The organism is Veillonella faecalis (assembly GCF_024677885.1).
GTDB lineage: Bacteria > Bacillota > Negativicutes > Veillonellales > Veillonellaceae > Veillonella > Veillonella nakazawae.
The window spans coordinates 16,505-30,632 of sequence record NZ_JALBWL010000002.1; the positions used below are offsets into that span (position 1 = coordinate 16,505).

Sequence of the window (14,128 nt, forward strand, 5' to 3'; positions counted from 1 at the left end):
CGTTCATATTTAAAAGCATTATTTTCATAAACAATAGGGAGAGGTAAGCGCTACGCTAGGTAGCGCATACCGTCCTTTGTTCATTCAGTTCTTACACTCACAAATGATTACATACCAAGTTTTGCCATCATAGCAGCAATTTGAGCTTTCATTTGTTCGTTTTCAGCTTTCAAATCAGATACTTCTGTTTTTAATCCAGCGTTTTGTGCTTTAACGGAAGCCATTTCTTGTTGCATTGCATAAGCAGAGCTGATAGGGCCTTTGCGGTAACGATCTGCTACTGCAGCTTCGCTATCACGGTTGCCAACTTTCCAAGTTACACCAGCATTTGCCATCATGTGACGGGAACCACCTGCCCAAGCTAAGCCTGCATGCATCATTGTGGACTCGTTTTTGTAATGAGCAACGCCCATTGCAATAGCGGAGTTACCACGGTAGTTACCATAACCAGCCATGATTTGAGTTGGTTCTAATGGATCGTATTGGATAGGTTTCAATGCTGCAAGAGCTGCGCCTTGTGCACCTACACGACCGATTTCATCAGTTAACTCATCAAAACGAGGGCTTGCACCAGTAGACAAGTCGTATACTTTAGCGCCATCAGCACTTTCAGATTCACGAACACCTACGGAACCATCAGTAGATTTAACGATTGTACGGGAATCTTTCAATTGTTTCAAGTTAACCGCATCTGTATCGTTAGTACCTTTACCAAGGTTAGTAATTTTGTTACCACCCATGTTGAGGTTACCACCAGTTACGGAAAGGTCACCAGCGTTGAAGTTCAATGCAGGACCACTGTCGCTATTTCTGATAGAGTTGATACCTTTAAGGTCTTTGTTCAACTTAACAGTTAATGTATCGTTGCCATCAGCTACTACGTTGATGTTACCAGCAGCGGATTGGAATGCAGTGGATTGAGCCGCAGTCACACCTTCACCTTGAACTTTAACAAGCGTATTCAACGCATGTTTGTTTTCAGTACCAGTGTTGTTACCTGTGAATTTCAAACCATCATCCATAGTTGCCACTTCACGTACGATATCTTTGCCGTCAGCACCTTTAATAGGGTTGCCGTCTTTATCTTGTGGAGTATAAACGATACGTTGAGATTTATCAGTGCCAGCTTCTGGGTTCACTAATGTTTGTTTACCATCGTTAGTGGAGATATCAACAGATTTACCGTTGCTACCATCAGCACCTTTAGGACCAGTCAAGCCAATGTGACCTACGCCATCTTTACCAGCGATAGATACAGCATCTTTACCATCTTTGCCGATGGAAACTTTACCGTCAATACCGTTAGCACCGTCTTTACCGGAGATAGATACACCATCTTTACCAGCTACGCCATCTTTACCAGGAACGCCAATGGAGTTCAAGCCGTTAAGATCTTTATCAAGACCGATTACAACTTTACCATCTTTAGTCATAGTTTTGATGTTAGAACCGCTGTAGTTGTCATCAGCTTTAGTACCTTCGCCTACGATTTCAAGTTTTTCACCCAAGTTTTTGTGGATGTCATTACCGGATTGAGCACCGAAGTTCAAACCTTTGTTGCCGATTGCATCAGCAGCATTTTTAAGGTCAGTAACATTTACAGCACCATTCTTAGTATTGTTGTCACCAGCAGCGGCATCAATCTTATCTAAGAATGTATTACCAGCTTTATCAGCGATGGAAGAACCAACATTGTTCAACTTAGTAGGAGCTGTAGTAGAGTCACCTGCACTATTCATGGAAGCGATTACATCACCAGCATTTACAACAGTGCCAGAACCATCTTTAGCTGTGTTGAAAGTACCATCTGGTTGTTTGTAAACTTTAGTGCCATCTTGTTTAGTGTATACCACTGGAAGTTGAGCGTTGTTTACAACACCTTGGCTATTGATCTTGATGTCATATTGATGACCTTTAGCTGCATCATAAGTTGCAGATGTAGGATCATTTTTATCAGTTACAGAAATAGTACCATCAGAAGATTCAACAGTCGTAACTTTGTCTTTCAATTGTTTAACGTTTACAGCATCTGTATCGTTTTCACCAGCTTTAACGCCTGTAATTGTTTTATTACCAGCGTCAATACCAGTCTTAGTTACAGATGGACCACCAGTGATAGTCAAACCATCGTTGTTAACTTTAGTATCGCCAATTTTCACGGAACCGTCTTTAGTAAGATCAAGGTCTTTAGACAATTGAACTTTCAATTTGCCATTGTCGTTATTTACACCGATGTTGTTATCAGTCAATTTAGCTTTATCAGCGCCACCAACGATGTCTACTACGTTGTTAAGATGTTTCTTAATAACTTTAGTATCATCAGTTTGACCGTCATCACCAGCGAACTTCATGCCATCATCGTGAGTTGCTACTTGATGTTCGTTACCATCTTTGTCTTGGTATACGATACGAGTCATAGTTTCACCAGGTTGGCCGTCAACACCAGGAACACCGTCTTTAACGGAAATCTTAGCACTTGCACCATCTTTACCGTCAGCACCCTTAGGACCAGTCAAGCCGATAGAGCCATCTTTACCGTTGAGTACAACAGATGCGCCGTCTTTACCGTTAACACCAATCTTACCATCAACGCCGTCTTTACCATCTTTACCAACAACTACGCTGTCAGCTTTAAGGTTTTTATCAAGTTTAACGTCGATAGTTGTGTTACCATCTGCATCTTGACTGATGATAGTTTTAACGTTTTCACCGCTGTACTCAGTATCAGCTTTAGCGCCTTCGCCTTGAACTTTTACAGTGGAACCAAGTTTATTAGTTTTTACACCGCCAGAGTTAGCGTCGAATTTCAAGCCTTTTTCAATCAATGCATCAGCTGTATTTTTAAGGTCAGTTACGTTTACCGCACCGTTCTTAGTTTTGTTATCAGCAGCTGCTGCATCAATTTTATCTAAGTAAGTGTTACCAGCTTGATCAGCAATAGTGGAACCTACGTTGTTCAACTTCATAGGAGTTGTTGTGGAATCACCACCATTGTTCATGGATGCAATTACATCAGCAGGTTGAACTGTAGTACCAGTACCATCAGGCTTAGTATTGAATGTAACATTACCAGTAGCAGGATCTACGATTTTGTAAAGTTTGTCGCCATCTTTATTAGTATAAACAACTGGAGTTTGAGCTTTTTCCACTACAGTTTGGTTATTGATAGTGATGTCATATTGGTGACCTTTAGCTGCATCATAACCAGGTTGACCAGCAACATTTTTGTCTACTACTTTGATGGAATTATCGGAAGACTCAACAGTTGTAACTTTGTCTTTCAATTGTTTAACGTTTACAGCATCTGTATCGTTTTCACCAGCTTTAACGTTAACAATTTTGTTACCGCCATTATCTAAGCCATCTTTAGTCAATTTAACATCAGTAGTAGTACCACCTGCAGGAGCAGTGATTGTAACACCGTTGTTATCAACTTTTGTAGCGCCAGTAGTCAAGGATCCATCAGCATCCAAGTCAACATTTTTAGCCAATTGAACTTTCAATTTGCCATTAACATTGTTAACACCGATGTTATCAGTAGAAGTCAACTTAGTTTTATCTGCACCACCAACGATATCTACAACGTTATTAAGATGTTTCTTAATAACTTGTGCATTTGTATCTTGGTTTGCTTGACCATCGTCACCAGCAAACTTCATACCATCATCATGAGTTGCTACTTGATGTTCGTTGCCATCTTTATCGTTGTAGAAGATACGAGTGATACCATCAACACCGTCTTTACCATCTACACCAGCTTTACCTTCTTTAACAGTAATATCAGCAGTTGCATTTTTACCATCTTTACCAGCAGGGCCAGTCAAACCAATGTGACCTACACCATCTTTACCGGAGATAGATACTGCATCTTTACCATCTTTACCAGTGATACCAACTTTACCATTGTTACCATCTGTACCAGCTGCGCCAGTAGGACCAGTAATGGATACACCATCTTCACCGTCTTTACCATCTTTACCATTAACAACTACTTTATCTAGGTTAGTTAAGTCTTTGTTCAATGCGTAAGTGTATGTTTGGTTACCATCAGCACCGATTTTTTGTGTTACAGTCAAGTTTTTACCTGCACCGAAGTTTACAGTTTTGCCACTTGCTACTTCAGTTTCAGTTGCAGTTGTACCAGTTTCAAGGTTACCAGTTGCATTTGTTTTGAAGCTGTAGTTGTTACCAGCAGCTGGGATGTTCAAGTCGGAGAAGTCGATAACTGCTTTAGGACCAGTTACTGCTTTACCATTACCATCATTGAATGTCAATTCAACTTGTTTAGTAGTCGCATTATATTTATAAGCTTGAGCTGCTGCGCCTGGGTTAGTATTACCAGATGCTACACCGCCTTTATCTGTGTCATTACCGCCAACTGTAGGAGCAATATGTAATTCAGAAGCTTTCAATGCTTCAGCAGTGTTGTGAAGATCAGATACATTAACAGCTGCATTTTGAGTGTTTGTATCATTAGCTGCTGCTTTCAATTTATCCAAATATGTAGCAGTTTGACCTGCAGGTACTGTTGGAGTTTGATTTTTAATAGCGGAGCCAACGTTGTTTACGATGGAATTGCCACCAGTTGTGTTACCAGCTGCATCTTGGAAGGATACGATAACGTCACTTGCAGGAACATCATTACCAGCAGAACCATCAATGTTTGTTGTGAAAGTACCATCTGGACGTTTAACTACTTTAGTTCCATCAGCTTTAGTGTAAACTGCTGGAGTTACAGCATTTACAGTGTAAGTTTTTTGGCCTGTAGTAGCATCAGATGCTTCAGTTACGTTAACATTTTCACCAGCTTTAACGATTGTGCCAAGACCAGTGATTACTTTCTTACCGTCATCAGTGATGTTGGAAAGATCGTTTTTAGCAATACCAGTAAGAACTACTTTATCATTTGGTACATCTTGACCTTTACCGTCAACGTAAGTCATTGTTACGTCGCCTTTATTGTCTACAGCATAGCTACCTGGTTTGATGTGTTTTTCATCTTCAAGAGTAGCTACAGTTTTAGTAGTTGTACCACCGTCATTAGTGTATGTAATGCGGTCGCCATCTTTCTTAATTGTAGTAGTGTTACCAGCTGCATCTTGTAAGCCGATTTCTTTTGTAGTTACTTTATCAGTAGTTACGCTTGTAAGATCTTTAAGGTCTTTATCAAGAGCGTATGCAACTTCTGTATTACCTGCACCGTCGTTAGTTTGTTTAACAGTTAAGTTTTTACCAGCTTGCATTGTAACGGATTTACCGTCTGCAATGTTTTGAGCTGTGTCACCAGAATGTGTACCTTCTGTAGCAGAAACTGCACCAGATTTCAAGTTCCAAGTAGATGCTGTGCCAGCAGCTGCATTTACATGTAAGTCATATGTTACTTGATCCCCATTTTCTGTTTTGTTGATTGTTACAGATTTGTCGTTGGAAGTAACAACTGTACGAGCTGCTTTCAATTGATCGTAGTTAACTGCATCTGTGCCATCAGTACCAGGAGCTACATTAGTAATTTTCTTACTACCAGCATCAATACCAGTTTTAGTAATAGATGGACCACCAGTGATAGTCAAACCATCTTTGTTAACTACTGTATCGCCAATTGTTAAGGAACCATCTTTTGTTAAATCAACGTTTTTGTTCAAGTCATATTTAACTACGCCATCAGCTGCTACGGAAGCTGTTGTATTGGAACCGTTTGTGAAGTTTAGACCTTTATCCAACTTAACTTTTTGGTCACCAGTACCATTAGCTTTGTAAGTCAAAGGAATTTGTTTAGCTGCTTTATCACCATCGAATTTCACTTCGTATGTAGTGTTATGGTTTGCATCATCTTTCACAGGGTTAACAGTGATAGGATTATTTGTATCAGCTGTATAGTTACCACCAGTAGTTGTACCACCGTTGTTAACTGTTACTGCTTCACGAGCTGCATCTTTAACTGCATTACGGGAAACATTAACTTCGTATTGAGCATCTGGATCGCCAGAGTTTTTACCATTACCAACAGTAACATCAGCAATGTTAGTATCACCAGCTGCAGCTGCTTTTTTAACTACACTTTCAGTAGAGGAAGCACCAGCTGCTGGAGTATTAGCAACAGCTACTTTATAAACTGTTTTATTAGGATCAGTTGTATCTTTAGATACTGTTACATTGCTAGAACCAGGAGCTACTTCAAAGGTATGGTTCAATTTAGCTTTTGCATCATCGGACAAATCAGCTACTACATCTGTACCAGAAGCAGTTGTTTTGATGTATTGACCGTTGTTAGCACCAACTACACCGAAGCTCAAACCACCAGTTTTATTGAATTTTTGAGTATCTGTGTTACCAGTGTTACCTGCTAATTTAATTGTGTTGTTGAAGCCATCGCTTACTTTTTTCAATTGGTCTTCAGTTGCTGCACGACCGGAAACTACAGTTGGGTTAGTAATATCCCAATCTTTGTTTTGTAAGCCAGTTACATAGCCACCTTTACCATCTAAGGAAATAGGGTTGTTGCCTTCAACTTTTACAACTTGATCACCAGCGAAGGAGATTTTACCAGAACCATTGCCGTTTGTGATGGAGGAGATATCAGTCAAGTCGCCTTCCACATTTACTTGGTAAGGAGTAGCTGCTTTACCATCACCTGTTACAGTAGTATTTTTACCAGCTGCAACTTTAGAAGGATCTGTAGAGCCAGTAGCACCATTAGCACTTACTGTATAGATATCATGACCATCAGTACCTTGAGTTTTAGCTACACTTACACCAGTACCAGCTTTAACTTCAGTTCTTAAACCTTTAATTTGGCTTACGTTAACTGCATCAGTATCGTTTACACCAGCTTTTACATTAGTAATGTTTTTATTACCAGCGTCGATACCAGTTTTAGTAACAGATGGACCACCTGTGATTGTTAAGCCATCGTTGTTAACTTTAGTATCACCAATTGTTAAAGAACCATCTTTAGTCAAGTCAACGTTCTTGTTCAAGGAGTATGTGAATTGTTTATCAGTTTGGTCTAATACAATGTTTTTACCAGCACTCAATGTTACAGTATCGCCAGGGCTCACTTTTTTGGATGCTTGAGTACCTGTTACGCTACCACCGTTATTGGAAGAAACTACGTTCCAACCAGATTCGTTGATTGCTTTTGCAACATTGTCAGTTGTAGCAACACCATTTGTAGTCGGAGCTACCGCTTTACCATTGTTATTAGTGATTGGGCCACCTTCAGTAAGTTTTACTTTGATACCATCTGCATCAGCACTTGTGGAGATTAAGCCTTCACCTTTAACATTCAATGTACCGTCTTTTAGCAATACATCACCATTGCCGCTATTACCAGCGTATTTCAAGTTAACGTTTTTCAATTGTGCTACGTTAACAGCATCAGTATCTTCTTTACCGGCTGCAAGACCTGTAATTTGACGAGTTGCATTAGCACCATCACCTACGGAAACTGCTGCCAATGTGGATGTTTTAGCATTACCTGCTAAACCAGCATATGTATTTGTACGGCTATCAGCTGGGTTGTAACCTTCAACGCCTTTATCTACAGTTGCTTTGGAGTTAGAACCAAGAGCAACGCCATCAGCTACGGATGCAGAAGATCTATAACCATGTGCCACTGCGCGAGATGCACTTGCTTCAGCACCACCGCCAATTGCTACAGAGCGATCGCCAGTTGCTTTAGACATAGCACCAACAGCTACTGCATAATCGGAAGCTTCTACAGTTTTACCTTGAGAGGCAGAACCAAGAGCTACTGCATAGTCACCTTTCGCTTTTGTACGCGCACCTAAAGAAACAGCACCAGTTTTTGTAGATTCAGCTTCACGACCGATAGCTACAGTATCTTGACTTGTTGCTTTGTTGTCTAAACCAATAGCGATTTGAGAGTTTTCTTTAGTTGCAGTAGTAGGATCCCCAATAGAGGAGTCAGCGATATTATTTTTACCAATTGCGATACCGCCCATTGTATTAGCAGTATTACTATTACCCATTGTAATAGTATCACCAAGATTGGAATTATTTTGTTTACCAATAGCGATAGAAGCACTACCTTTTGCTTTGGATTGATAACCCATTGCAGTAGCAAAATTAGCATTTACTTCAGATTCACGACCGATTGCTACCGCATAACCACCAGTAGCTTTAGTCTGTGCCCCGATTGTAACAGTATTTACAGAGTTACTTGTGGAATCACGACCAATAGCTATACTATCACCAGTAGAATCAGTTGTAGCATTATGACCAATACTGATGTTATCAGAACCTTTTGCCCAGCTTTCACGGCCTACAGCAATAGAGTATTGACCGCTACCTCTATCTTGGTTAGCTGGATTAGAGTTCGCACGATTACCAATTGCAATGGAGTCTTCAGCAGATGCCATAGATACGTTACCAATAGCGACAGAAGCACGTCCTGTTGCTTGGTTATAAGCACCCATAGCCACTGCTGCACCGCCAGAAGCTGTATTACCATTACCTAGAGCCATTGCAGAGTTTTCTGTAGCCGTATTTGACGCACCGATTGCAATAGTTCCATCTTGGTTATTAGTTCTATTTTGATAACCAACTACTACAGAGTTTCTTCCAGTAGTATTTGAACCATTATAAGCATCAGGAGAGATATTAACGGCACTACCCCCAGTATTAACGTTCGCATGTACAGGTGCACCTGCTGTAGCAGCTACCATAGCCAAACCAGCTAACACGCTAGCAAGAGCTTTTTTCTTACCACCATTGTTTTTTGCAACTTCGGAAACTACTACGTAGCACTCTTTAGTTTTGCTCCAAACAACTTTAAAGATTTTATTCATATTACTATGAACCCCTTTCTTAACTAGACACAATTACAATCCTTATAATTAAATCATTTAAATACAAAAGAAGGAAAAGCCTAAATTTCCCATACCTTTACGCCTTTCTGAGTATCTTTCATATTTCTTTCATTTTGTGTCATGAACAGAATATCATATATCGAAAATCTTGTAAATACTTTTCTTCATGTTTTTATCATAATCGACAGAATTTATTGTTGGAACCTTTATTTTGTTAAACAATTTTTAATATATGGGTGGTTTTTTACTCATTTTTTCTGTGTTTTATACGTATTTTATAAAATATAATCTATTTATTTCAATGCAGTTCGGTATTTATCGATAACTACATTAACTATAGTTATAAATAAACGATTAATTGATTTAATCTCATTGATTTTTCTCGATTTTGGCATCTATTTATATATTATCTATAAAATATGGATCATAGAAAAATATAATTATAATAATCCAACAACCTTTTAAAGGTACTTTCACATTTTTTTCATATACTAACTTATAAATGAAATAACTATGAATTTTTTTGACCGATTTTGATAAAAATTATGATATACTAAATCATTATGAGGACCATTTTACGAGTATTAGTTATAGAGGGGATATATTCTAATGAGTAAACAACACATTACTAGTGTAGATCAATCTAAAATTAACGACCTGAAGGAATCTTACGACGATTTTCTATACGTATCAAAACCATTTTCCAATACATGTATTACATCTTTAATGGCAAAAGCTCTTATTTATGGCTTAGACCCAGTACCAGTTGAAGAGGCGCGCGTATTAGAGTTGGGCTCTTCTTGCGGTGGAAATATCATTCCCCAAGCCCTATATAATCCAACGACTACCTTTACAGGTATCGACCTATCCCCTACACAGGTGAAACATGGGAATGAATTAATTGAATCCATGGGGCTAAAAAATATTACATTATTAGAAAAAGATATTATGGATATTGATGATTCATTTGGTACCTTCGATTACATTATCGTCCATGGTATTTGGTCTTGGGTGCCTGACGTGGTGAAAGATAAAATCCTCAGCATTTGTAACCGAAATCTATCCGACCGTGGTGTAGCATATGTATCATACAATACATATCCTGGTTGGAAACGGTTAGAGCAATTGCGGGATATTATGTTATATTCTGAAAAACATGCACCTAACGACTCATTACAAGAGCGTACGGTCTACACAAAAAATGTATTAAAACTCATTGCAGAAACAATGAAATTAGATGAACGTTCCCAACAAATTTCTGATTATAAAATAAAAAATATCAATCGTGTATTACAATCTAATGATTATTATGTTGGGCACGAATACTTAGAAGCTATTAATGATCCTGTATATGTGTCAGAATTAATTGAACGTGCGCAAGAGCAAGGTTGCGCTTACATTGGTGACGAAACATTGAATCGTTCCTTCATTACATGGCTTGATAGTAGTGTGGAAAATAATATTAGAACATTAGCTAGAGATAGCTACATTGATAAGGAGCAGTACTACGATTATGTGTATGATACTCAGTTCCGCATGGCCCTATTAACAAAGTGTAGTAACGAAGATAAAATTTCCCATGACGAAAGGGTTGAGAAGAAAGTACTAGATACACTATACTTCAACAATGCATTAGATGAAGAGCCTGGCGTCCCTCCAGAGTGGACAAATATTATGCATATTAGCATCCAAGAATTGATGGATACAAAGCGACCATTTAATATAGCAGACATCATGAAACATATTGAAGAGCATCATCCTGGTTCTGAAATCGATATGGATACTATGTATAAACGTTTATTCCATCTTGCTATCGTCGGCCATATCAACACATATGCAAAAAAATATGACCAATTACCATTTGAGGAAAACAAAACCTATATTCCAGAACACTTTATCAACTATGTATCCACACTTGTTGAAAAAGGTGGTTATCAATACATGTGCCTCGGTAATATGTATAACCAAATAGACTATTCCGTAGATGAAGGTCTATCCTACGTCATGAAATTGATGGCAAAGCCAATATCTCGTCAAGAATTAATTGATACCATGAACGAAAACATGACCGTTGAAAGAACAAAAGATGATGGCACTAAACAGATTGTGTCCTCTGAACAATATTTAGACGAGTCCATCGCGCACATTCAATCGCTAGGTTATTTTGCCAAATAAAAAGAATAGTGAGCCTAATATAACAACAAAAAGGAGTAACTGATATAATCAGTTACTCCTTTTTATATTCACTACTATGCGACCTCGGGGTGGAGTTGAGGTATGGCATAGTAGCTACTTATTAAGTTGTGTGAACACTATAAACTAATAGTATCCTTATTTTTTATTAACACGAACGCGTTCGATTGTTGGTTCACCTTTAGCATTTTTAGCTACAGTGTCAACACGGAACAAAGCCATTTCAGGGCTGAATTCTGTTACAAGGCGATCATTAACTGTTACACCGTCTTGAATAGCACGGTATACGATTTGAGCAAATTCATAACGTGTTAACATACGGTCACCACCAAATGTGCCATCTGGATAGCCTTCTACTAAACCACGGCGAGATAAATCGCTTACAGCTTCATATGCCCAATGGTTTGTAGGGATATCTGGGAACAATGTTGTGTGATCGGCTTTCATCTTAGTACCAGCAACACCATTCAACAATGTAGTCAATTTTTGAATTTGAGCATTTTGTTCAGCTACTGTTTTCTTAAGAGCTAATACTTCTTTACCAATCGCTACACGAGAACGAGATACATTGCTATGAGCGCCTACTTTCACAGATAGACCAGCATTAAATACTGTTTCATCACTGCCAACAGTAGACCCTACGCTAAGTTGTACGTCTTCATTAGGTCGGTAGAAAGCGCCGATAGCTGCTGCATCACCACTGCGGTAATGGCCATAGCCTGCAGCAAAGTCCCATTTAGCATCTGGATCGAAATCAAGTGGATGCAATGCTGCCAACGCTGCTGCACCTGCTACAGATTTATCAACACGTTTATCGATTTTAGATAAATCACCTTTGATATTTTTAATATCATTTGTGTTTTTGTTGATATTTGTTGTGTTATTTGTAATTTGGCCAGCAATATCATCAGCAAGAGATACTTTATAGTCGTGAGTATTACCATTTACAGTTGGTGTAACCTTGATGTGGTCACCAGCTGTTACAGTTGTAACTTGAGTGGATGCTGCGATTTGATCTTGTACGCGTTTAAGTTGAGATACGTTAACCGCATCAGTATCTGCTACACCAGCTTTCACATTATTAATAATTTGGTCGCCTGCGCTGATACCATTTGTAGTGTAGTAAACAGTTTTACTACCTTCACTTGCATACATACCGTATTTAGTGAAGTTCGCTTGTTCCAATGTATCTGTGTTTTCGATTTGGATACCTTTAGGTGTAACACCGATATTTTCGCTACCGTTAAAGAAGCGAGCACTGTCTTTATCGATACGAGCACGAACGTCGTCAGTTGCTTTGCCGAAGTTAGCAGAGCTCATTTCTACTAAGTCTTTATTAACAGCTACTTTATATTCAACACCACCATTAGCATTTGTACCAGATGTTACAGTCGTATTATCACCAGCTACTACAGTAGTATGTTTTTTAGCATCTGCCTCAACAGTAGAGATTTTAGTTTCTACCTTTTTAAGTTGTGCTACGTTTACTGCGTCAGTATCATTTGTACCAGCTGCAACAGATGTAATTTGACGTGTTACATCATTTGCCACGTCGCCAACAGATACAGCAGATGCTGTGGCTTTCCATGTGGAGCTTGTATCAGTAGATGCTGCTTTTGTACTGATATCATAACCAGCTGCACCAGCTGCTACAGTCGCTTTGGATTTACTACCAAGAGCTACACCACCTTCAGCAGATACTTCAGTGTTATGACCAATAGCCACTGCATCATTTACAGTTGTAGTAGTTTCTGCATCGCTAGAGCCAATAATAACAGAATTATTAGCACCAGTTACCTTGCGGTTGTCACCAACAATAACTGTATTCTTTGCATCAGATACAGTATTCTTAGAACCAATAGCCGTCATATGTTGTACATTCGTACCAGTATTACCAACACCTACTACAAAGTTATCTGCGCTTTCAACACGGTTAGCACCTGTTACAGTATTGTTAATACCAATCATTGATGTACGCAATGTGTAGTCAGCCTTGTTGCCACCACCGAGGGCCATTGTGGCGCCACCGCCATTAGCATCTCTTACAGCAGTGCGTAATTTTTCAGCTAATTCTTTAGCGGAATTACCGCCATCATCTGGTGCTCCAGAAATAGATTTAACAGAGTTAGTGATTTCGTTGCCAGCACCCATGATAAGAGAGCCATTAGAGTTAAATGTTCTATTTGCTGTACCAACAATACTGTTAGCAACACCAGAATAGTAGCTATTAGCTGTTTTAGATTCAATGCTATTTAAGGAACCATTAATAGTGGATCCCAAATTCTTAACAGGATTTGCCAAACGGCCACCATTATATTCACTAGAGATAATATTATAGGTACCTGTATTGGTTGTAAAAGCGCCATTACTAAAGCTATTAGCACCTACTGTAGTGGCATAAGCATTCAATGCATATGTACGGGTAGATGCTGTATCTACTGTGGTATCACCAAGGTCTCCTTTATAGTTATGGGAGCCAATCATAGTGCTGCCAGTACGCGCAAAGGTATTGTCCCCAATCGCCACGCTACCTACTACCTTAGTTGGATCCGCAGGAATTCTTGAAGAAGAGAACCAACTACCACTATACGTTGTTTGACCTAGGGCAAAGCTAGCCTCTACACCGCCGGCCATATTTTCAATCTTTGCATTTTTACCAATAGCAATACTACCACCTTGGCTAGCATAGTTATTAATATTAGCATCCTTACCGACTACGATATCCCCTGTAGCAGCACTAGCACCACTGGAATAACCAATCTTAGCATTATTACCAATCGCTACGTTTTCTACTTTTGGTGCATTACTGCCTGTACCATAAGCAACGCCATTGCCTGCGCCCGTTGCCGTATCGGCTGCACTCGCTACAACACATAAACTAGATAATAGCACACCGTTGATTAACAAAGTTAATAAACGTTTCCGTTTGTTCATAGTTTAGAACCTCCATTTACAAACTACAAAACCTATCATACTCTCTTTGCATTAAAATTCACTTTTTATTCATGAGTCTTATATGAATATTGTAGCACTTATACGAATTTTGTAAACAGTAATTTATATATCTATTAAGAGAATATAAAAAGGATAGTTAATCGATGAGG

Annotated in this window: 3 protein-coding genes; 1 reads left to right on the top strand and 2 read right to left on the bottom strand. The window is 39.0% G+C overall.

Going from position 1 to position 14,128, the window contains the following annotated elements:
• Positions 1 to 107 precede the first annotated feature (107 nt).
• Positions 108 to 8,810: an ESPR-type extended signal peptide-containing protein gene (locus MOQ65_RS03870; RefSeq protein WP_257846710.1), complete on the bottom strand. Its 8,703-nt coding sequence runs from the start codon at positions 8,808 to 8,810 to the stop codon at positions 108 to 110.
• A gap of 630 nt (positions 8,811 to 9,440) precedes the next feature.
• Here MOQ65_RS03870 and MOQ65_RS03875 point away from each other — a divergent pair.
• Positions 9,441 to 11,006 carry a methyltransferase regulatory domain-containing protein gene (locus MOQ65_RS03875; protein ID WP_257846711.1) on the top strand — a complete coding sequence of 522 codons (1,566 nt, stop codon included), beginning with the start codon at positions 9,441 to 9,443 and terminating at the stop codon, positions 11,004 to 11,006.
• Positions 11,007 to 11,162: 156 nt separating this feature from the next.
• On the opposite strand, the gene MOQ65_RS03880 is transcribed toward MOQ65_RS03875, so the two are convergent.
• Positions 11,163 to 13,958, bottom strand: coding sequence for an S-layer homology domain-containing protein (locus MOQ65_RS03880; protein ID WP_257846712.1), 2,796 nt, complete (start codon positions 13,956 to 13,958; stop codon positions 11,163 to 11,165).
• Positions 13,959 to 14,128: the final 170 nt, after the last annotated feature.

Excerpts from the sequence above, each read along its gene's own strand:
- MOQ65_RS03880 (WP_257846712.1), bottom strand. The coding sequence starts at position 13,958 with ATGAACAAACGGAAACGTTTATTAACTTTGTTAATCAACGGTGTGCTA.
- MOQ65_RS03875 (WP_257846711.1), top strand. The coding sequence starts at position 9,441 with ATGAGTAAACAACACATTACTAGTGTAGATCAATCTAAAATTAACGAC.
- MOQ65_RS03870 (WP_257846710.1), bottom strand. The coding sequence starts at position 8,810 with ATGAATAAAATCTTTAAAGTTGTTTGGAGCAAAACTAAAGAGTGCTAC.